Source organism: Acinetobacter sp. YH01007 (genome assembly GCF_013420425.1).
In the GTDB taxonomy this organism is placed as follows: Bacteria; Pseudomonadota; Gammaproteobacteria; order Pseudomonadales; family Moraxellaceae; genus Acinetobacter; species Acinetobacter towneri.
The window spans coordinates 95,311-117,374 of record NZ_VOYC01000006.1; the positions used below are offsets into that span (position 1 = coordinate 95,311).

The following is a 22,064-nucleotide window of genomic DNA, read 5'->3' on the forward strand; positions in this document are numbered from 1 at the left end:
CCTAAGAACTAGATCTCGAATGACACAGACAGCTTTAAATCAACTAAAAAACTTAACCACTATTGTTGCAGATAGTAGTGACTTGGCTGCGATTGAAAAGTTTCGTCCTTTGGATGCGACCACCAACCCATCACTCATTACGGCGGCTGCAAATCAACCTGAAAATAAAGCGTTGATTGAAGCTGCATTTGAGCAAGCCAAAGCTGAAGGTTATACAAATGATCTATTGGTTGAGCGCAGCATTGATATTTTAACGGTCAAATTTGGTGTAGAAATTTTAAAGCTGATTGAAGGTCGTGTTTCGACTGAGGTGGATGCTTCTTTGTCTTATGACACTGATGCGACCATTGCCAAAGCCAAAGAACTTTTAGCACTGTACCAAGCTTATGGTGTTCATTCAGACCGCATTTTGATTAAGATTGCATCGACATGGGAAGGCATTCAAGCGGCGAAAGTGTTGGAAGCTGAAGGCATTCACACCAATTTAACCTTGTTGTTTGGTTTACATCAGGCACATGCTTGTGCAGATGCCAAAGTGACGTTGATTTCGCCATTTGTGGGTCGAATTTTAGATTGGTATAAAAAAGCTGAAAATGTCATGTACTACCCTATTGAAAAAGATCCAGGTGTACTTTCGGTGAAGAAAATTTATCAATTCTATAAACAGCACCAAGTACAAACTGAAATTATGGGCGCGAGTTTCCGTAGTATTGATCAGGTTTTGGCTTTAGCTGGTTGTGATTTATTGACCGTTGCACCAAATTTATTGGCAGAACTTGAAGCTGATGAACGAGAAGTCGCTGCAGCGTTATCGACCAATGGCATTCAAGTTCAAGCTGAACCACTGGCAGCAATTGAAAAGGAACAATTCAAAGCGCAACTTGAAGCAGATTTGATGGCGTTCCAATTGTTACAAGGCGGCATTGATGGCTTTATTAAAGCGCGTGAGCAACTTGCCACCCTATTACGCCAGTCTTTCGGCTTAGATGCAGAGATTAAAGCTTAAGCTTTAACCTATCCCAGTAAAATTCCAAAATTTTTACTAAGCCACAAAACCGATGTTGTTATACTGCAACATCGGTTTTTATTTAGGTGAGTTTGCGTGTTTGGTATTAGTGACCTCAGCACTTTTATAATTGGCACAACCTTAATTGTGCTCTTGCCTGGCCCAAACTCACTCTATGTCATGTCAGTGGCTTCACGCTTTGGGATACGCACAGGCTATGCAGGTGCTTTCGGTGTATTTACGGGTGATCTGATTTTAATTGTGTGCACCATTTTAGGGGCAGCCTCATTACTGCATGCTTTTCCATGGCTATTCACCTTATTAAAAGTAGTTGGTGCGCTCTACTTAGGCTATTTAGGTATTAAACTACTGATTGCAGCCTATAAAACATGGTTTCCACAAACCAGAACTTCGCACGCCAATCTTTCTACAACAGCAACGAGCAATACAACTGAACGGGTTCATCCCTACCGAACTGCTTTAATGATTAGCGTTATTAACCCAAAAGCAATTTTGTTTTATTTGTCTTTTTTTGTGCAATTCGTCAATCCTGATTACACCTACCCGATGCTGAGCTTTGCTGTTTTAGCCATCGTCCTACAAATCATTAGCATGGGTTATTTATCTATCTTGATTTTTTCAGGAGTCAAATTAGCCAGTTATTTCAATCAACGCTATAAAATTGCAGCCATTTGCGTTGCAAGCATTGGTATTTTGTTCTGCGGTTTTGGCTTTAGACTGGCAAGCTCAACGCTATAAAAAAAGTATAAAAAACACTTTTGACTATTTGTTCAAATGTGTATGATCTGTTCATAAATTATAGAAAATATGTCTAAGAAAGCATGCAAAAACTTTTAAATGACTTCTCTGTGCCTGCAGTATTTGCAGGTTTTATTACCTTCTTGGTCGGTATTAGTGTTTCCGCGGTTTTAGTCATTCAGGCAGCACAAATTTTAGGCGCAAGTGCTGAGCAAATCAGCTCTTGGTTTTGCGCGTTGGGTTTAGGTATTGGTCTAAGCGGGCTGATTTTATCTTGGAAATTTAAATATCCTGTGGCGACCTCATGGTCTACCGCAGGCTTGGCACTGATTATCGCCACGGGCAGCGGTTATAGCTTACACGAAGCAATTGGCGCATTTTTATTTTGTGGCGTACTCACAGCAGTGCTTGGCTTTTTAGGTATTTTTGAAAAGGTACTGACTTATATTCCACAAAGTTTAACCAGCGCCATGTTGGCAGGTGTTCTGCTTAAATTTGGAATTGCCTTATTTACCAGCCTGCAAGAAGCATGGGCATTTATTTTGTCTTTATTGGCAGCCTATGTATTGGCAAAACGATTTAGCCCACGTTATAGCATTGTTTTAACTGTATTGATTGGGGTCGCGTTATGCCCAATCTTCTTACAATTTCAAATGCCGAGTGTGCAATGGAGTATTGCGCAACCTGTTTGGATGCAACCCGAATTAAGTTGGTCTGCCATTTTAGGTTTAGCCCTGCCTTTGTTTGTCATTAATATGGCATCGCAATATTTGCCCGGTCTTGCCATGATCAAAAGCTATGGCTTTAACCCAAATGTACGTCACTTAATTGGTTGGACAGGCACAGCACAAGTTATTTTCGCGCCATTTGGATGTTTTAGTGTCAATATCGCATCCATCAGTGCTGCTATTAGCTTAGATGATCAATCGCATCCCGATGCAAGTAAACGCTATATTGCGGGGATTAGCTGCGGTTTGTTTTATATCTTGATGGGGATATTTGCGGCAACGCTTACCAGTTTACTGATGTTATTCCCTGCTGTTTTTATTACAGCTTTGGCAGGAATTGCACTGCTCGGTACTATTGGACACAACATTGCCCTCGCCTTTCAGCACGTTTCAGAACGTGAAGCCGCTTTATTGACCTTTTTATTTAGTGCTTCTGGGGTGCAGTTTTTTGGTATTGGTTCTGCATTCTGGGGACTGATTTTTGGTTGTGTGGTTTTGGCAGTTTCAAAGTTTAAACAAAGCAAAAGCTAAATAACTAAGCGATTAAAACACTTTTTCAGAAGCATCGTATTGATTTATTGTATGCGCGATACATTAAGGGCCGCTGTGCTTCGGATAAATTCCACTGTTTTAGCAAAAGTTTGTTGGCTTTCTTTTTGGTGCATAAAAAATTGATATTCGTGAATTAACCATGCTTTTGTATCTGGATAAAATGCTGTCGTCACAGGAATCTGCTGTTGCTGTAATGCATGCAGCATCGGCATAGATTGAGTTTCTGTTAAAAAGTCTTTGTTACCACCACTGATAAATACCGCAGGATAGTTTGCCGTTAAATGTTGAATAGGCGAAATATTCTTCAGAAATTCACTGTCCTGTTTCCGATCTCCCGTGTAAGCCTGCACCAAATTATAAACACCCCACTCTACGATATTCATTTCATCTGGCGCAGTTTCAACAAACGCTTTTAGATCATAAATCCCGCAGTGCAAAATCAGCCCTTTAAGTTGTTTGTGCTGAATAGTCGGCTGTAAATTAGACTGCTGTGCAAATGCAGGATTACTCAATAATGCGGCATAATGGCTAGCTAAATTCGCCCCTGCAGAATCGCCTGCTAAATATAATTGTTGTGGATTAAGCTGATATTTTTCTGCATGTTGCGTGATGTAATTTAAAACCTGATCAATTTGTTGCAACTGAGTAGGATAAGTTGCATGCGGGGCAAATTGATATTGTACGGCAATTACATTAAAGCCCTGCGCGGCTAATAATTTAAAATAGCCACGTGCGTGGGCTTTTGAACCTGCAATCCAGCCACCACCATGAATCCAGACAATTGTCGGGCGTGCAGCTAAATCTTGCAATTGACTGTCTTGATACAAGTCAAAACTCAAATTGGGCTGCGTGGCATACACAATATCATGTTGCACTTGTATGTTTTTGGGTGCATAGCGATCCATGATTTTTTGCTGCAAGCCTGTGGTGAGATTAAATGCACCAGCAATGATTCGACTGTTCTGCTGCGTGGTTTGACAAGCACTTAACAACATAAAACACAGCAACATCCAAATTATTTTCAAACCACATTTCCCTCAAGATTCATACACCCAATTCAAACCCAAGTAATTTAAAATTAAATTATGAAGGTCTATTTATTTTTGCAAATTTAGCATCTTATTTTATCGTATAGCTTTGCCGTTGAGTTGAGTAAATTCATCATCTTCAGCTTATCTTTTCTTTCAGCAAATTTGGCGGGTAATTAAATGAATTATCAATCTTTTTTCAGATTTTAAATTGAACCTATATAGACTATATGCTATCAATAAAGTGTAAGGCGAATAATCATAATTTCTGGAGTTACCCGCATGTCGTACCAAAATATTTTAGTCCCTGTAGATGGTTCACAAATTTCTTTTTCAGCGGTCAAACATGCAGCTGAAATTGCCAAAGTATTTAACAGTAAACTCACCTTAATTAGCCTTGTTGCGGAAGACCCATTTACTGATTCTGACTTTTACTATAATTATTCATCTGCCATTATGAAAGAATACTTTGTGCAAGCGACAGCCAATGCACAAAAGGCATTAAAAGAAGCAGATGAAATTGCGAAAGCAGTGGGTGTAAATGCAGAAACTCGCGTGGTTGAGGGTTTGGTATCTGCTGAAGGTGTAATCAAAACTGCGAAAGACTTAAATGCCGATGTGATTGTGATGGGTTCACATGGTCGTAAAGGTTTCCAAAAATTATTATTGGGTAGCTTTGCCACAGACGTATTACGTCATACAGAATTACCTGTGCTTGTAGTTAAAGCTTAATCACTATTTTAAGCCATATTTTCATCATAAATTTTTAATAAGGATTTGCCATGACAACTTATAAACACTTACTTGTTCCAGTAGATGAGTCACCTATGTCTTATGCTGCAGCCGAACAAGCACTTTCATTGGCAAAAGATCTAAATTGCCCTGTTACTATTATGAGTGTAATTGCAGTTGATCCTTTTGTAGGCGTGGACTTCTACAAAGTTGCACCAGCAATTACCGATTATTTCATGCAGGCTGAACAAAATGCACAAAATCGTTTGGCTGAAATTCAGCAATCCTTTAGCCGTGAAGGTATTTCGGTAGATACCAAAATTATCCGCGGTGTTGCAGCCTCTGAAGGGATTGTACAAATTGCCAATGAAATTGGTGCTGACCTGATTATTATGGGTTCGCATGGCCGTACTGGAGTGAAAAAGATGATGCTCGGTAGCGTTGCCCAAAACGTACTGACTCAGTCTCCTGTTCCTGTTTTGATTGTTAAGGTTTAATTCAATACTGGCTGTGCTTTGCCACAGTAAAAATACAAAATAAAAAAATCCCGTTCGCCAATGAACGGGATTTTTCTGGATAAAACTTTTAAAATTTTTCTAAATTACATATTTTATGCAATCCAGTTGAGTTGAATATTCATCAGACTAAAACTTAATTAACCCGATGTGGTAAACGGAACATTTCATGCGTATCGGTATAAAAACTGCGACCATCTAAATTCAGTTCAATTTCCTGACCACATTCCAACAACACATGTTTTCCGACTTCGACCCATTTAAAACCATCACGGGTATTTTGCTTTTTCTTTGATGCCACCAAAGACACCATAATTTCACGACCATTCACTGCTTTCGCAAGCATTGTTTGCATTTTTTTCAATATTTACACCAATTCATTTATAACTTACACATCAAGCTCAAATTAAAATTTTGAGCATAGTTTTTTAATACAACAACATTCATCACACTTAATTTGCAGTGCATAAAATAAATGCAGCACAGCATGATGATGAATAACTACGAGAGAATAGAGATATTTTTATTGTACAAGTTACATTATAACATAGATTTAAAGTCTTTGCAGCATCGGCTACAAATTTGTAAAGATAAACTTAATAAAACAAAAATTTCTTAATCAAACCTTAATCATTTTCGTGAGATAATCTACCCCAGACACAATGGATGGTGTTTGATCGCACAAGCCCACTTCGGTGGGTTTCTTATTAGGCTAACTAAATAACGATAACAAACTTTATCTTTCTGACGTTTATCTTCTGATTTTTTATCTACAAATTTCAAAAATAAAAAAGAGTATGGATTTTTTTAACCCATACTCTTTGTGTGCGACTACGCTACTCCATTAGCGCATAGTCACAAATTCTTCTGCAGCAGTTGGATGAATTGCGACAGTATTGTCAAAATCTTGCTTGGTCGCGCCCATTTTGACCGCGACTGCAAAACCTTGCAAAATTTCATCCATGCCATAGCCAATACCATGCACGCCCACGACTTTCTGTTCATCACCAACGCAGACCAATTTCATTTTAGACACTTGACGATGCTGAGTTACAGCCGTGTACATTGAGGTAAAAGAAGATTGATAGACTTTGACCTGATCTTGCCCAAACTGTTCAATGGCTTGCGCTTCACTTAAACCCACCGTACCAATAGGCGGATGACTAAAGACCACCGTGGCAACATTTTGATAATCTAAATATTCATTTGGTTTGTGATTGAATAAACGTTCAGACAATTTACGTCCTGCGGCAACAGCAACGGGTGTCAGCTCAATTTTTCCAATAATATCGCCCACCGCATAAATACCTGCTTGGCTGGTATTTTGGAATTGATCTACTGCGATATATCCTTTTTCATCAATCTGCACATTTGCAGCAGCCAAGTTCAATGCTTGTGTATTTGGTTTACGTCCAACTGCCCAAATCAGACAATCGACCTCATGCTGTGAACCATCTTCAAGATGTAATAACAAAGACTGATCCGCTTGGCGAGTGACTTTCTTTGGAATGGCTTGCGTATGCACTTGGATATGTTCATCACGCATACATTCAAGTAATGTTTCACCTAAAAATTGATCTAAACTACGCAGCGGCAATTGTTTACGAATAAACAATCCAACTTCTGAACCCAACCCATTTAAAACACCTGCTAACTCTACGGCAATATAACCCGAACCGACAATTGCCGTGCGTTTTGGTAATTGTTGCAATTCAAAGAAACCGTTTGAATCAATTCCTAGCTCTGCCCCTTCAATATCTGGACGTGTTGGCTCAGTTCCTGTGGCTATTAAAATGTGATCTGCAGTGTATTGCTGCTGATTTACTTCAACTGTTTTTTCATTTACAAAACGAGCAAAGCCCTGAATCACATCAACATTGTTTTTAGCTAAACCTGATTGATACGATGCATGGATACGCTGAATATAAGCTTGACGATTTTGAATTAACGTATTCCAATCATGCGATTTTAATTCAGTATTAAAACCATAATCTGGGCCGTATTTTTGAATAGCATCGGCGATTTGCGCAGAATACCACATCACTTTTTTAGGCACACACCCCACATTGACACAAGTCCCGCCCAAATCTGCAACTTCAATTAATGCACATTTTTTACCATATTGCGCCGCGCGATTGGCCGAAGCAATACCACCACTTCCTGCCCCAATTACCAAATAGTCATAATGTTTAGCCATTTCATGCCTCAATTTTTCGTGATTTTTTAGATACTCATCTGCAGAAATTCAGCGCAGAAAAACATTCATTTTCATCAAAACTAACACATAAAACTGCATTTCCCAAGTCAGCCATATTGTCTAAATACACAAAATCGACACACTGTCATTCAATTGATTTCACTGCCAATAAAACTGACTATTCACTTAAATTTTACGCTTTTAAGGCTATAATATAAATTTGATTTTTTATCATTGGGGTCAATGTGAAGCAGTGGGTTTACGTTCTGATATGTAGCTTTATCACTTTCGGCTGTTCCCCATCCCAACCGTCAGATCAAGCCCCAAGCATGTTTGATGAACTCGATCTCATCAATACCAAAATGAATGAAATCTTGCTTCGCGATTTAGATAACTATTCTGCAGATGAGCGCAAACATATTATTTGTGAAGAATATACGCAGATTTACAAACATGAATATATGCCAATTGTACTTAAAATTCTAAACCTGAAGATCGGCAATATAACGAGAAAAAATTACTTGCTGAATTAAATGAAACTTACACCAACTATAAAAATGAATATCAAATTCGCTGTGACTAAGCTAGATTATTTTTAATGTATTCCAGCCACAAAAAAGCCATTTCAACGAATTGATGAAATGGCTTTTAGTTTTTTAACTTAAACCTCTAACATACTATTTAGGGTTTCAACCACGTTTTTAGATTTCACCACAGACTGCAAATTTAGCAACGCTGCTTGCACTTGGTTACGTTGTGGCTCTGCCAAAGTGTACCAACGCGACAACACCTGCAATAAACGCGAACCTACAATTGGGTTTTTCTCATCTAAATACTTGGCTAAGTCAATAAAATGCTGAACACCAAAACTCCATGTATTCACAGGGTTGCTATTTAAACCACCACTGACTGAACGAATACGGTTAGGTGTACCCAAATCATAATCAGGATGTGCAGTTAAAGCCTGAATGGTTTCAGCTGTCGCTTTTGGATGTGAAGCTTGAACCATAAACCATTGATCAAGTGCTAAAGCTTCATCTTTAAAACGTGTATAAAAATCTTCCAAAGCAGCTTTGGCTTGCGGTGCATCATTCCACACCAAGACACGCAATGCCCCTAAACGCTCAGACATATTTCGAGTGGTATGGTATTGCTGCTGTGCCAGCTCAAACGCTTTGGCATCGCCCTGACGTGCCATTAACGCCAACATGATATTCTTTAAAGCACGTACACCCATTGCCTGAGAGAAATCTTGCTGCATGTCTGGATCAAGGCTTAAATAGGTTTCTTTGCAGAATGCACCAAGTTCGCGCGCCAATGTATCTAACAGCGCATTGCGTTGTTGCTGAATTTTTTCAGGTTGATAATTTTGATCAATACGGCTGCCCAAATAGCCTTCAGAAGGTACATCAAAAATACGTGATGCCAACAAAGGATCTTTTTCAATTAAAGCAGGTACTGTATTTTTCATGGCTTGCAAATAAGTATCTGCTGCATGTTCTTCCAATAAAATACGTTCCAATAGAGTCTGAGTCGCCTGCCACTGGTTAAAGCCATTGGTTTCGTGCTGCATTAAAAATGCCAATTCATCATTAGAATAGTTAAATTCTAAATTCACAGGTGCAGAAAAATTACGCAATAAAGAAACAACGGGATGCGCAGTTATACCGCTAAATTCAATACTTGCTTGTGCCTGATCAAACAAATACACACCATCTTTTACTGAGTTTTCAACCAAAGCTTCAGACTGCAAAATATATTGCTCGCCTGTTTCTGCATTGAACAATGCCAATGCAACAGGAATAGGCAATGCTTTTAAGTTTGGATATTTGGCATTGCTTTTCAGACTTTGTTTTAAATTTAAACGATAAACCTGCGCAGCCGCATCGTATTCGCCCTGCACTTCAAGCTTTGGTGTGCCTGGTTGATTGTACCAAGTCAGGAAATTAGATAAATCAACACCTGAACCTGCGCTTAAAGCATTGACCCAATCTTCAACCGTGACTGCTTGTCCATCATGACGACGGAAATATTCATCACTACCTTTACGGAATTTTTCTTTACCGAGTAAAGTCGACATCATGCGGTTAATTTCCGCACCTTTTTCATAGACTGTTGCAGTATAGAAGTTATTAATTTCTACAAAATGATCTGGACGTGGCGGGTGCGATAACGGGCCAGAATCTTCGGGGAATTGATGTGCTTTGAGCACCGCCACATCATCAATACGCTGTACTGCGGCAGACTGTAAATCTTCAGAGAAAGATTGGTCACGGAACACCGTTAAACCTTCTTTTAAACACAACTGGAACCAATCGCGGCAAGTAATACGGTTACCTGTCCAGTTATGAAAATATTCATGCGCAATCACGGACTGTACGCGCATAATTGCGGCATCTGTGGTGTATTCTTCATCGGCCAATACACATGACGTATTGAAAATATTCAGACCTTTATTTTCCATTGCGCCCATATTGAAGGCACTGGTCGCCACAATCATATAATTATCTAAATCATACGGCAGACCATAGTGTTCTTCATCCCAACGCATCGAATGTTTTAACGCTTGCATAGCAATTTTGCATTTTGGAATGTCTTTTTCTTCTGCATAAATTTCCAGTGCAACATTACGCCCTTCAGATGTCACATAATGGTCTTTCATGACTGCCAAATCGCCAATCACACAAGCAAATAAATAGCTTGGCTTTTTGGTCGGGTCTTGCCAAATCGCATAATGACGACCTTCGCCTGCTTCACCTGTTTCTAACAAGTTGCCGTTTGCCAATAACACAGGATATTTTTTATCGGCTTCAACACGTGTGGTAAATACCGACAATACGTCTGGGCGGTCAGGATAGAAGGTAATTTTACGGAAACCTTCAGGCTCGTTTTGGGTAACAAATAAATCAGAACTTGCCTGATATAAGCCTTCAAGTTGCGTATTGCTTTCAGGATGAATGATCACGATGGTTTCTAACGTGACTTGATCAGGTGCATTTGCAATGCGAAGCTGCTCACTATCTAATTGATAGTCACTTTCCGATAATTCCGTGCCATTCAAAATAATAGATTTCAATTCTAAATCACGGCCCAATAACACCAAATCGCCTGCAGTCTGACGCTGCATTTTCAATGTTGCACCCACTTGGGTGTAATCTGCATAGACTTGAATATCTAGCTCTACAGCATCTACCAAGAATGAAGGTTTTTGATAGTCTTTTAAATAGATAGTTTGGCTGGCTTCAACCATAGGATTTGCTGCAATATTCATCTTGTCCTCATTCTTTGTGGCGATGCGCTTGTTTTTGTAAAGTTGCAATGATCATACGACAACTTTCAACATCTGTCTGCGCACAATCTATTTCAGTCTTATTCAACAATGCTGATTTATATGGGCGCTCAACCCAAGCTTTTCAATCCTATCTGGATTAATCCTATACAAGTAACATAAAAGCAGACTGTTTAAATCAATACCTGTATTGCTATTACGCGTAAATTTAATATTTTGATATGCAACTTCACTTCAAATACGACCAACACAGGCTAATTTTGATGATGATCAAAAGCACAGAAGCTTCCACTTTTCAGTACACAAGCCATGTATAATGACATATCACGATTTACTTGAGCTTCTATTTCACAATGCTACAAATTCTGCAAAAACAATTAGATGAAAGCACATTATGCCCTTTGTGTCAGGCATCTATGTATTGGGTAGAAGCAGAACAATATGAGCAGGAATTAAATTTTCACCAATGTAGTCATTGTGAACATCGCATCTTTCAAAATAGCCAACAACAAAACTGTCATTGCGCAAGCTGTACCCAACAACGCAAAAAAATCATGGCGGAAACCCGCTTGCAAGAACAACAAAAATTCAAAAAACAGGATGCACCTGAACGCGAATTAAATCAGCTGCGTTTTATAGATAAATTATTTTTATTGAGTATTTTAGATCAGCATGCACAGGAACATATTCCACATGAAGAATTTATAGATTGGGAAAAAATCAAGTATTTAAATATTACCCCCAACTATTTTTTCCAGCACGGCATGATCAAACATTTGCTAAAAGAGCAAATATTAATTGCCAAAGATTTTGCGGAAAATGCGCAGCAATATTATATCAATGTCCGTTTAGATGGTTATTCTGAACCAAGCTTATTCAGCATTGCACAACAATTACGTTATTGGTTTTATGAAAATCTGAGTATGGGCACACCGTTCAAAACAGCAGATGAAGTCAAAGATGCGCTGTATTTATTGCTGTATCAAGAGATTGTGCAGTTTATGCAATTTTATTGTCGGACTTGGGGAATACAAATTGCGGGCAACCATAGTTTTCAGAGCTTTTGCTACCGACTTTTAGATGTCTTGGCGGTTGGGCAAATTTATTACTTGGTGCAAACTGCTTTGGAATTTTTATACCAACAAAAAGCACTCAAACCGCGTAATGAAAACTTTATTAATACCAATTTACTGAAAAAGACTGTGCAGCAATACCGAGAACGGTCAGTGGCTGAAAAATGGGAGACCTCTACCCTGCCACGCCCGCCTAATTTGCCTTTCAGCTATATGAGCGAAATTTTATTCTTCCGCTTTTTGGGTTATGACGAAAGGATTTTCTTTCAACCTGTGTGGCGTTCTTGGCGAAAAATTGAAGCACGACTTAAATTTTATTCACTTAAACGCTGTATGCACTGCGGATCGGATGAACTGACTGTCGATTATGACGCAGAAAATTATGTGTCCTTATTTTGTCGCAACTGCAAACATCAAGATCATTATTTCACTCAATAAAACTTTGGTGAAGATGATGGTTACACCCCATCACTGCCCAAATTCATCATCTACTGCAGTATAGAGTCAACAGGATACGTACAGAGGATTACAGTTTTTCGATGTGATAAGCACCTAATCCACTTTTCTGTTTAGTGCTAAATTGAGTGCCGTTTCAGATAAAGTTTTACCGTCTAATTTACAAATACACATAATGCCCCAACCATCAAAATAATCAGGCGCGTGCTGCAAAAAGAAATTGGAATGTACATCTTGCGGAATTCTCAAATGCATCAGTTGCTCAAAACTTCGTGCTGGAGAATGAGTTTCATGCACATATACGCCTTCACCGCGCTTTTGAATTTCAGGATACCGTGCCGCCATAAGCTGCAAAACTTCATGATATTCCTTAGGCATAGTTTTCCCGACTCTTGGGAAAAAACTTTTAGAACACGAAGCAAACAAAGAATAAATCTTCGGTTGATTAATGCTAATCACAAACCACAATGGAATAAATGGATTTTTTAAGCGTCGATTCAACATGGCTTTGACTGCACTTGGAATCGTCAAATTTTGTTTTTGATATTCAGACAAAAAACCCGCTCGTGAATTGACCACATGCATAGGCTGTTCATTATAATGAATCAAAATAAAAGGAATAACATTTTGCCCAACCACTTGATCTCGATCATGATATTGAATAACCGTGACTGCGATTGCATCGGGGTCATAAACAAAGGCTTTAAATTCTTCTAAACTCGAATTTGGAAAGATTTTTTGATCGAATTGATAAATTTTTTCAAAAAAATACGATTGCTGCTGCATTGAAAGCGCTTTAAAGTCAAAAACTGTTTCTATTAAATTCATAAAAACAACCCAGTTTCATATTTAAAGAGAGACGCAAAATTTTTTTAATTGGTCAATGCATTAATAATATGACACATTTTAATTACATAATCTTACAATCATTATAGTAAGTTATTAAAAAATATCCAATTTCATTAAAATTAAAACTAAGTAGTTCATTTCAATAAAGTTTTTACCAAAAATTATAATTAAAATTGAATACCAGCATTAATCCATTATATTTTGTGACGCAGTTTACATTATTTTATGACGAACGGTATTGATAGGCAAATTTATATTGTTTTAATAAGTTAAATCCTAATTTATTTCATAGCTTACGCCCCTATTTTTAAAATCAGCTAGGCAAGCTGAAATATCACAATCTATGCTGTTTTAAATGTCATTCATTATTAGATTGAAATTTTACACATAAAAATAAGGGCTGAATAATCAGCCCTTATTTGATCTTGCTTATCGCTCAACACTCGAACAAATCATAGATTTGCTCTTGCGTTTGCTTTTCCTAACTTAGGTCAACTGAGCAGCAGCAATTTTCTTGGTGTCTACATTCGCAGCAGCGTCTGTGTAGCTTTCCATCTGGTCAAAGTTCAAGTACTTGTAGATGTCAGCAGACATGCTGTCGATTTGAGAAGCGTACTGTTGGTATTCTTCTGGTGTTGGTAACTTACCAAGTACCGCTGCAACAGATGCAAGCTCAGCAGAAGCTAAGTAAACGTTTGCACCTTGACCTAAACGGTTCGGGAAGTTACGTGTAGAAGTAGATACTACAGTTGTGTTCGGTGCTACACGTGCTTGGTTACCCATACATAATGAACAACCTGGCATTTCTGTACGCGCACCCGCTTTACCATAAGTGTTGTAGAAGCCTTCTTCCATAAGTTGACGCTCGTCCATACGAGTTGGAGGCGCTAACCATAGACGAGTAGATAAAGAACCACCAGGAACTTTGTCTAATAACTTACCAGCAGCACGGAAGTGGCCGATGTTTGTCATACAAGAACCGATGAACACTTCATCAATTTTGTCACCTTGAACGTCAGAAAGAAGTTTTGCATCATCTGGATCGTTCGGGCAGCAAAGGATTGGTTCTTTGATGTCTGCAAGGTCAATTTCATACACTTTAGTGTATTCAGCGTCAGCATCAGCTTTAAGAAGTGATGGGTTCGCTAACCATTTTTCCATGTTCTCAACACGACGAGCCATAGTACGCGCATCGCCATAACCTTCAGAAATCATCCACTTAAGCATGGTGATGTTTGAACGAAGGTATTCAGCAACTTTCTCTTCAGAAAGTGTGATAGAACAACCTGCAGCTGAACGCTCAGCAGAAGCATCAGACAATTCAAATGCTTGTTCAACTGTTAAGTCAGTTTCCATTTCTGTTAAGTCGATTTCTAAGATACGACCAGAGAAGATGTTTTTCTTACCTTTCTTCTCTACAGTTAAGTCACCTTCTTTAATTGCGTAGTAAGGAATCGCATGTACAAGGTCACGTAAAGTGATGCCAGGCTGCATTTTACCTTTGAACTTCACAAGTACAGACTCAGGCATGTCAAGTGGCATAACACCAGTTGCTGCAGCGAACGCTACAAGACCAGAACCCGCTGGGAAAGAAATACCAATTGGGAAACGAGTATGCGAGTCACCACCAGTACCTACTGTATCTGGAAGAAGCATACGGTTTAACCAAGAGTGGATAATACCGTCACCTGGACGTAAAGAAACACCACCACGGTTCATGATGAAGTCAGGAAGCGTGTGTTGCATTTGAACGTCAACTGGTTTTGGATACGCAGCTGTGTGACAGAAAGATTGCATTACTAAGTCTGCAGAGAAACCTAAACAAGCTAAATCTTTTAATTCGTCACGTGTCATTGGACCTGTTGTATCTTGAGAACCAACAGTAGTCATCTTAGGTTCGCAGTAAGTACCTGGACGAACACCTTGACCTTCTGGAAGACCACAAGCGCGACCTACCATTTTTTGAGCTTGAGTGAAGCCTTTGCCTGTGTTTTCAGGTTGTACTGGAGTACGGAACAAAGTAGATGGTGCAAGACCTAAAGCTTCACGCGCTTTAGCTGTCAAACCACGACCAACGATCAAGTTAATACGACCGCCTGCACGTACTTCGTCTAGAAGCACTGGAGTTTTAAGTTCAGATTCAGCGATTTGTGCGCCGTCTTTGAACGCTGTTACTTTAGCAGCAGCATGGTCGATTTTAAGAGTGATTTCATCACCCATGTTCATATTAGAAACGTCGATTTCTACTGGTAAAGCACCCGCATCTTCCATTGTGTTAAAGAAGATTGGCGCAATTTTACCACCTAAGCAGTAGCCGCCATCTTTTTTGTTTGGAATGTGCGCGATTTCGTCACCGAAGAACCAAAGTACAGAGTTAGTTGCAGACTTACGAGAAGAACCTGTACCAACAACGTCACCCACGTAAGCAACTTGGTTGCCTTTCGCGATAAGGTCTTTGATTTGGTTTAATGGACCAACTTCACCAGGAACTTCTGGGTTGATGCCATCACGTACGTTTTTCAACATTGCATTTGCGTGCAATGGAATGTCTGGACGGCTCCAAGCGTCTTGTGCAGGTGACAAGTCGTCAGTGTTGGTTTCGCCAGTAACTTTAAACACTGTAAGTTTGATTTCTTCAGGTACATCTTTACGGCTAGTGAACCATTCAGCATCAGCCCAAGATTGTAAAACTGCTTTCGCGTTTTCGTTACCTGCTTTTGCTTTGTCTGCTACGTCATGGAACGCATCAAATACAAGCAAAGTATTTTTCAATGCTTCAGCTGCTAAGCCAGCCAATTCAGCATTGTCTAAAAGCTCTACTAAAGGTGCTACGTTATAACCACCAAGCATTGTGCCTAGTAAGTAAACTGCACGTTCTTTAGAAACGAGTGGAGAGGTTGCTTCACCTTTTGCTACAGCAGCTAAGAAAGCAGCTTTAACGTATGCCGCTTGGTCAACACCTGCAGGTACACGGTTTTCAATCAAATCAACCAAGTAAGCTTCTTCGCCTGCTGGTGGATTTTTTAATAATTCAACTAATGCAGCTGTTTGCACATCATCAAGTGGCTTCGGTGGGACTCCGAGTGCGGCACGTTCTTCAACGTGTTGGCGGTAAGCTTCTAGCACGGTGTTATTCCTCTTTTTTAAAAAATTATTTGTGAATTCCTGCTTTTAAAGCATCACAAACAATATGGACTGCAAAATTTTACTAAACTTCAGGTTAAAAGTTAATGCAACTAGAGTGTTTCTTTGTGATGCCCATTATTTTATAACTAAATGATGCGCATATTGTTCAATTTACAGGCAAAACACGACTTAATTTTAACTTTGTCTGTATGTACACTAACTTTTCGCCTAAAGTTTAACTCGTAAAAAAGGCAACGCTCATGTTGCCTGTTCTAATGAATGAATGATATTCCACCTTAGTGTACTGTCGTAGCTTGAAGATAGTGCTGTAATTGTTCACGACTACCTTCAAACTTGAGTTGAATTTCATCTTCATGCAGCATGCAATGTTCTGCACTGGTAAACGAAATTTGAACTTGATATATCTTTGCAGGTGCATCAATTTGCTGACGTAAATACACCCGATCACCTAAACTTAAAACATAATGACTGCCGCCAATCACTGCGACACCTTGTTCATCTTCTAAGAGCAAATCTGCATTATGCAGGTAAGCAACCACTTCCATTATGCGCTCCTACTGTTTTTGTTATCTTTTTAATTATTCATGAAAAAGATAAGCTTTGCCAGTTTTAAGATTTAGAACTTGTCACAATTTATTTGTTATTTATTTTAGTTTTAGACGTTTTATTTACTTAGGCTATTTTTGATAAAAGATATAGAGGTACAAAACATATTTCAATTTTAATTCATAAAAAAACCGTTCTTTTAGAACGGTTTGTAATCAGGCATTTTATCATGCGGGGTCGCGATACATTTTTCAGTAAATTGCGTACGGACTTTTTCACGTGCCGCATCAACATCACCATTAATTTCTTCAAGTGGCAATGCATATACTTGCTCAATAATCTCTGAGATAAAATTACGGGTAATGTCATCTTCAATTTTATTGGCATGCTCAATGGCACGTTCTTTTTCAATCGCATTTTGACGATCTAGCATGATGGTACGCGCAGCATTGCCAACACTTCGGCAATAGCCTTGCCATTGTTCTTCAGGGGTTAAGGGTTTCTTTTCTGCACAACCCATTAATGCAAGCACTGCAGTCACCACCAAAATCTTTTTCATTGAAGCTCTCCTGTTGTGCTTATGATAATCAAAAGTTGACATAAATACGAAACTATCCATGCACAAGCTTAAAAAATGCGCTCTGATAGAACGCATTTTTAAGTGAGGTTGCCGTTAGAAGCGCCAGTTATAGAAAATATCCACTGCGCGTTCTAAAGCTTGGCTGGCTTCTAAGTACAGTCGCTTATTCATTTGATAACGCAAAGTCAATTTATTGACAGGTGTGAAAACCCCCACACCATAACGAATAAACAAGTCTGGGGTGATATAACCCGTCAAACTGACTTGGGTATCATCGCCTGTACCTTGGGCATCAAGTGCCAAACCACTTAAACCGAAGGTACGTCCAATTTGATTGGTCAAGGCACGTGTACCACCCAATCCCATACTAATACCTGCCGCTGCAATAGTATTGTTGACGTCTGACTTAAAGCTTTCGGTCTGACTTAAACCACTGGTACCTTCATTGATACGACCTGTGATCAAAGCATTTAATGCTTCTTGTTCAGATAAGCCTGCATCGTTATAGACCTGAATGTTCGGACTGCTGGCTGTGCCTGTAACTCTAAAGCCGACCATGCTGCCCTGTACATTTTTATTGGCATCCATATCTAAAGTTGGGTTAGAAATTGGGCCATTAAAACGCGCAATGGCACGGTTCAAATCCAGACTTTGTCCATAGGCTTCAATTTTCACACGCTGGCTGACCCCAATCGCACCATTGGCACGCATCGCAGTTTCTAAACCACGTTGAGATAAATACAAACGTCCAATCAGTGGAATACGGCTATTAAAACCTTGGAAAATGACCCGATCACCCAAATTCAATTCAAGATCGGCACGAATATCCCATGGACGAGCTGAACGTAATAATGCCAGTTGATCTTGTCCTTCATGTACCACACGCACATCCGAAGACACGTTAACCACAGGTGCAGACACTTCAGGCATAGAAATTAAAGCCCGAGGTACATCTACACGTCCTTTTAAACTCAGTTTTTTCTGGAAAGGTAAAACATCTAAGGATACATCTGGCGTAATCATTGCAGTAATTAGCGGTGCTTGACGAATTAATAAGTCTTTACCGTTTAAATTTAACTGAATACGCGGATCATTTTTCCAATCCACACTGCCCGTTAAACGCCCTACACCACCACCGCTGTTAAATGCGCCATTAATGCTGGCTTGATCTTGGCGGATAGAGGAATAGACCTGCACATTGGTCAGATTTACAGGTAACGAAATCATGCTGATCGCACCATCTTTCAGGCGCATTTCACCTGTGAGCAATGGTGAAGTTAAAGTCCCATTGATCTTGCCAGCAAAGGACAAAATGCCTGCCATTGAGCGCACATCGGCAATAAACGGTTTAAAAACTTTAAGTTGTACCTGATCAAAGGCAATTTCACCGCGCATTGGCATGTTTTTAGTGTAAGGATCAATCAGCACATTGGCATAACCTGTACCAATTTCAGGTGTTTTCACATCTATGCGTAATTTCAAGCCTTCGGCAATGCTTTTTGCGACCACAGCCACTTGTTCATAGCGCAAGGTTGAGCCTATATCTTGTGGATCGTCCGCAGCAAGTCCAATGACGCCATCACGCGTGACCAAATGTGCATCAATTTTTGGCTTCTGTCCTTTTGCCCACGCCGCTTTGGCATACCCATTAACCTTGCCTGTAATCGCCAAACCTTCAGGCATAAATGCAGAAAAGTCATTTAAGTCTAAGTTTTGAGTCACAAATGATGCATTGGCTTTGGTTTTACTCACACGAATAGGTTGATCAAAACACAATTGGCTTTGCTGACTCATCCAACAATGCGCACCAACATACAACTCACTGGTTCTATGTTGATAAATCACGGCTGCGTTTTGGCGCTGTGCCAAGTGGGTTCTTAAGGAGTCAAAATCTCCTTTCTGAATTTGTCCCATCCAATCATTTTGTGCATTTAAACCACCCGCCAATTGTACATAAAACTTACTCAGCTTATTTTCGGCTTCTAGTTTTAAAATATGTGCCTGACGTGTACCTGCTAAAGAAATCTGCCCTTGCTCGATGCCACGGTTGCCACTGCGTAAATTTTCCATGGATGCCATCATCAGTGTTGGCGTATTTTCAGAGGTTGGCAATTCACCTTGTAGGCGCAATTTACGCACGCTGAAAATATTATTTACACTGAACTGATCAACAGCGAAATTGGCAGTGGCTTGTAAGCGTGGCTGCGACTGCACATTGATATAGCCATACGCACGTCCACGTAAACCTGAATAGATTTCGTATAAAGCAGGCGCATTGACTTTAATACGCAGATTTTGTGCATTCCCCGTTGCTTGTAACTGATTTTTGGCATAAGACAAAAATAGATTATTGGCCTCAAACTGTTGTGGTAAAAAGCCTTTTTGATTAGCATCAATCAACATGGCTAAATTCCCCGTACCACGTACAGGTTTATTATTGAGCATGCCTGCCAAATTCAGACGTTCAATGTTGATCCGTTTTTGAGTGTCTGACCAAATACCTTGAGTGCGAATATTGCCCGATAATTCACCACGTACACTGGACACAAAATAGTGCGGCTTAAAGCGAATTAAAGAAGCGTTTAAATTCCAGCTCACCCCCTGATTCAAATGCAGCAAACCATCCGCCACAATTTGCCCTGCAACACCATTATGGCGTAAGTCGCTAATTTTAATTAGTTCCGGCGTACCCGATAATTTTAGTTTTAAATGTCCTTCACTGCCTTGAATGGCACTGGCATTTAACCCACCATCATAATTCACGGCAAAACTTTTAAAGCCACCACCAGCTTTCACATCATGGAACAATAAAGCGATGGTGCTTTGCCCAGTTAAATGTACGTTTTCATTTTGATTGACCAAACGCCCTGTCAAATTAATATCTTTCAAATGAATAATTTGCTGATTCGGCAATGCAAAACCATTGGCTTTAAACTGCCCATTTAACACATTAACAGGTGCTGCGGTGCTGATACTTTGCGGATTAAAGTTTTTCGCAGCCAATACCGCATTCCATTTCAACTGACGTTTATCAGTTGGTAAATTAATGACGGCGCTGCCTGCCAAATGACTATCTGCAGTATCAAATTTAAAATTAGGAATATTTAAACGATTATTCTTTAAATTCAATTTGGCTTGGTACATGCCCGCAGGTAACATGGTTTTTTCATGTGTGCTGACTTTACTCGCCACAAAAATATCTTGCTGACCTTCTACCAAGGCCAATTGCACATCACCCGATTCACTTTTCAACCAACCCACATACGGCACAGCACGGTCTATGTTGTTCCAGCGCACATCAAGCAACATCGGATTTGCCGCTTTGCCCTGCGCAGGTTTTTGATCGAGTTTTAAATTCCAAGTTTCATATTGGTCAAAATCGACTTGTGCAGTTAAGTGTGTGCCTTTTTCCAAATGACCTTTAGAAGTCAAATTGGCATCTAAACTTGGCGGTAAAAAGTCTTTGACCACTTGAGGAATTATTGGATCTTTAGGATTAATTTTATCCAAACGCCCTGTTAAATCCCAATTGACTTTTTTATCCCAACTGACAATGCCCGCTACATTGGCAGCACCTTGCATAAGTTGTGCATTTAAATTACTGATATTCAGTTGATGAACTAAATCGGTATACATCAAACCTGTATATTGACCTTTAGGAATGTGTTTACCACTCAAATCCGTATTGACATCAATATCTAAACGGTTAATGTCGCCTTTAAATTTGGCTGCGCCCGCTTGAGTAAAAAGTTCCTGCTCGGTCAAAATCGGCCAACGGTAGTCTTTAAATTGTAACTCACCAAACATGGGCACTTGTTTGCGCATAGGGTGCAACACTACCCATCCTGTGAGCAAGTCAGGCGTATTTGTTGCAACACCTGCCTGAATTGTATCGAGCGTGCCTTTGCCCACCACCTTAATATCGTGAATATTTAAGCTGTTATGTAAAGATGGAATATTTAAAACCCCCACCACATTAAGCGGATATTTACCCTCAAACTTCATATTGCCTGTGGCATTACGTACATTCAAATACTCCATATCAATCTTGGAGTCTTCAAATTTAAGCTCTGTGCCTGACCATAAGGCATTGTTTAAATGAATATCGTAAAAATCGACCTGAGTTCCAGAAGAGGTTTGAATCAATAAATGATCGACATCGGCAGTATCTAAACGCAAAACAAAAGGTAAACGGATTTCATTGAATTTGAATGGATCATCACTCGGTGGGCCTTTTGGATAAATCCGCAGATTACGCACATCGGCACTGTTGAGATGGATTTCTTTATCTAAAATCGCACGCCAACCAAGAATGACATCGGCACGGTCAATTTTGACATCAACAGGCTTTAAACTGACGATGATATTGCGCAGAATAATCCCACGCCATAAATTACCGCCTTCATATTCATAATGAATTATTTCTTGGCGCTGCAATACGCTGTCTAATAAGAACTTTGAGCCACGGTCTGTTGAGAACATCACCACCAAAGCGGACACCAATAAAACCAGCATCAACAGCAGTGACAGTAAAACACTCCTGAGTATTCGACGCTTTTTAGGTGGCGTTACTGGAGTTTCTGGTTGCTGTTCAACTTCAGCCATAA

16 protein-coding genes are annotated in these 22,064 nt (G+C 39.6%); 7 read left to right on the forward strand and 9 right to left on the reverse strand.

Annotated features, from left to right (window positions below; all coding sequences use genetic code 11):
* Window positions 1–19 precede the first annotated feature (19 nt).
* From tal to FTT74_RS04785, 3 genes are all read left to right on the forward strand, one after another.
* On the forward strand, window positions 20–1,006 hold the full coding sequence (gene tal, locus FTT74_RS04775) for a transaldolase (RefSeq protein WP_136144603.1): 987 nt from the start codon (window positions 20–22) through the stop codon (window positions 1,004–1,006).
* A 96-nt stretch (window positions 1,007–1,102) separates the two neighbouring features.
* Window positions 1,103–1,765, forward strand: a complete 663-nt coding sequence (gene leuE, locus FTT74_RS04780) for a leucine efflux protein LeuE (RefSeq protein ID WP_179988637.1) — start codon at window positions 1,103–1,105, stop codon at window positions 1,763–1,765.
* 83 nt (window positions 1,766–1,848) lie between these two features.
* Window positions 1,849–3,024 (forward strand): benzoate/H(+) symporter BenE family transporter, encoded by a 1,176-nt coding sequence (locus FTT74_RS04785; RefSeq protein ID WP_179988638.1) that lies wholly within the window; start codon window positions 1,849–1,851, stop codon window positions 3,022–3,024.
* Between the two features lie 44 nt (window positions 3,025–3,068).
* Here FTT74_RS04785 and FTT74_RS04790 read toward each other — a convergent pair whose 3' ends face one another.
* Window positions 3,069–4,040: an alpha/beta hydrolase gene (locus FTT74_RS04790; protein ID WP_179988659.1), complete on the reverse strand. Its 972-nt coding sequence runs from the start codon at window positions 4,038–4,040 to the stop codon at window positions 3,069–3,071.
* A 315-nt stretch (window positions 4,041–4,355) separates the two neighbouring features.
* On the opposite strand from FTT74_RS04790, the gene FTT74_RS04795 reads away from it, so the two are divergent.
* Window positions 4,356–4,805: a universal stress protein gene (locus tag FTT74_RS04795; RefSeq protein WP_004973248.1), complete on the forward strand. Its 450-nt coding sequence runs from the start codon at window positions 4,356–4,358 to the stop codon at window positions 4,803–4,805.
* Between the two features lie 50 nt (window positions 4,806–4,855).
* Complete coding sequence (locus FTT74_RS04800; protein ID WP_004973247.1) at window positions 4,856–5,302, forward strand: universal stress protein; 447 nt, start codon at window positions 4,856–4,858, stop codon at window positions 5,300–5,302.
* Between the two features lie 154 nt (window positions 5,303–5,456).
* Here the strand turns inward: FTT74_RS04800 and FTT74_RS04805 are convergent, their stop codons facing one another.
* Window positions 5,457–5,675: a hypothetical protein gene (locus FTT74_RS04805; protein ID WP_004973244.1), complete on the reverse strand. Its 219-nt coding sequence runs from the start codon at window positions 5,673–5,675 to the stop codon at window positions 5,457–5,459.
* A gap of 489 nt (window positions 5,676–6,164) precedes the next feature.
* Window positions 6,165–7,517: a glutathione-disulfide reductase gene (gene gorA / locus FTT74_RS04810; protein ID WP_096900890.1), complete on the reverse strand. Its 1,353-nt coding sequence runs from the start codon at window positions 7,515–7,517 to the stop codon at window positions 6,165–6,167.
* 245 nt (window positions 7,518–7,762) lie between these two features.
* Here gorA and FTT74_RS04815 point away from each other — a divergent pair, with 245 nt between their 5' ends.
* The gene (locus FTT74_RS04815; RefSeq protein WP_179991086.1) at window positions 7,763–8,050 is read left to right on the forward strand and encodes a hypothetical protein; all 288 of its coding nucleotides are present in this window, start codon (window positions 7,763–7,765) and stop codon (window positions 8,048–8,050) included.
* A 128-nt stretch (window positions 8,051–8,178) separates the two neighbouring features.
* Here FTT74_RS04815 and pepN read toward each other — a convergent pair whose 3' ends face one another.
* Entirely contained in the window at window positions 8,179–10,788 is a 2,610-nt protein-coding gene (gene pepN, locus FTT74_RS04820; protein WP_179988639.1) for an aminopeptidase N, read from the reverse strand.
* A gap of 371 nt (window positions 10,789–11,159) precedes the next feature.
* Between pepN and FTT74_RS04825 the strand changes: the two genes are divergently transcribed.
* Window positions 11,160–12,317, forward strand: coding sequence for a hypothetical protein (locus FTT74_RS04825; RefSeq protein WP_004973232.1), 1,158 nt, complete (start codon window positions 11,160–11,162; stop codon window positions 12,315–12,317).
* Between the two features lie 114 nt (window positions 12,318–12,431).
* Here the strand turns inward: FTT74_RS04825 and FTT74_RS04830 are convergent, their stop codons facing one another.
* The 5 genes from FTT74_RS04830 to FTT74_RS04850 form a co-directional block, all read right to left on the reverse strand.
* Window positions 12,432–13,163: a hypothetical protein gene (locus FTT74_RS04830; protein ID WP_179988640.1), complete on the reverse strand. Its 732-nt coding sequence runs from the start codon at window positions 13,161–13,163 to the stop codon at window positions 12,432–12,434.
* A 507-nt stretch (window positions 13,164–13,670) separates the two neighbouring features.
* A complete protein-coding gene (locus FTT74_RS04835) occupies window positions 13,671–16,310 on the reverse strand; it encodes a bifunctional aconitate hydratase 2/2-methylisocitrate dehydratase (protein ID WP_096900892.1) in 2,640 nt (879 codons plus the stop codon).
* A 296-nt stretch (window positions 16,311–16,606) separates the two neighbouring features.
* Window positions 16,607–16,876, reverse strand: coding sequence for a hypothetical protein (locus FTT74_RS04840; RefSeq protein ID WP_004973220.1), 270 nt, complete (start codon window positions 16,874–16,876; stop codon window positions 16,607–16,609).
* 200 nt (window positions 16,877–17,076) lie between these two features.
* Window positions 17,077–17,436: a hypothetical protein gene (locus FTT74_RS04845; RefSeq protein ID WP_104852111.1), complete on the reverse strand. Its 360-nt coding sequence runs from the start codon at window positions 17,434–17,436 to the stop codon at window positions 17,077–17,079.
* Between the two features lie 114 nt (window positions 17,437–17,550).
* Window positions 17,551–22,062: a translocation/assembly module TamB domain-containing protein gene (locus tag FTT74_RS04850; protein ID WP_179988641.1), complete on the reverse strand. Its 4,512-nt coding sequence runs from the start codon at window positions 22,060–22,062 to the stop codon at window positions 17,551–17,553.
* Between the last annotated feature and the right edge of the window lie 2 nt (window positions 22,063–22,064).

Excerpts from the sequence above, each read along its gene's own strand:
- tal (WP_136144603.1), top strand. The coding sequence starts at position 20 with ATGACACAGACAGCTTTAAATCAACTAAAAAACTTAACCACTATTGTT.
- FTT74_RS04785 (WP_179988638.1), top strand. The coding sequence starts at position 1,849 with ATGCAAAAACTTTTAAATGACTTCTCTGTGCCTGCAGTATTTGCAGGT.
- FTT74_RS04790 (WP_179988659.1), bottom strand. The coding sequence starts at position 4,040 with ATGTTGTTAAGTGCTTGTCAAACCACGCAGCAGAACAGTCGAATCATT.
- FTT74_RS04795 (WP_004973248.1), top strand. The coding sequence starts at position 4,356 with ATGTCGTACCAAAATATTTTAGTCCCTGTAGATGGTTCACAAATTTCT.
- FTT74_RS04800 (WP_004973247.1), top strand. The coding sequence starts at position 4,856 with ATGACAACTTATAAACACTTACTTGTTCCAGTAGATGAGTCACCTATG.
- FTT74_RS04805 (WP_004973244.1), bottom strand. The coding sequence starts at position 5,675 with ATGCAAACAATGCTTGCGAAAGCAGTGAATGGTCGTGAAATTATGGTG.
- gorA (WP_096900890.1), bottom strand. The coding sequence starts at position 7,517 with ATGGCTAAACATTATGACTATTTGGTAATTGGGGCAGGAAGTGGTGGT.
- pepN (WP_179988639.1), bottom strand. The coding sequence starts at position 10,788 with ATGAATATTGCAGCAAATCCTATGGTTGAAGCCAGCCAAACTATCTAT.
- FTT74_RS04825 (WP_004973232.1), top strand. The coding sequence starts at position 11,160 with ATGCTACAAATTCTGCAAAAACAATTAGATGAAAGCACATTATGCCCT.
- FTT74_RS04830 (WP_179988640.1), bottom strand. The coding sequence starts at position 13,163 with ATGAATTTAATAGAAACAGTTTTTGACTTTAAAGCGCTTTCAATGCAG.
- FTT74_RS04840 (WP_004973220.1), bottom strand. The coding sequence starts at position 16,876 with ATGGAAGTGGTTGCTTACCTGCATAATGCAGATTTGCTCTTAGAAGAT.
- FTT74_RS04845 (WP_104852111.1), bottom strand. The coding sequence starts at position 17,436 with ATGAAAAAGATTTTGGTGGTGACTGCAGTGCTTGCATTAATGGGTTGT.
- FTT74_RS04850 (WP_179988641.1), bottom strand. The coding sequence starts at position 22,062 with ATGGCTGAAGTTGAACAGCAACCAGAAACTCCAGTAACGCCACCTAAA.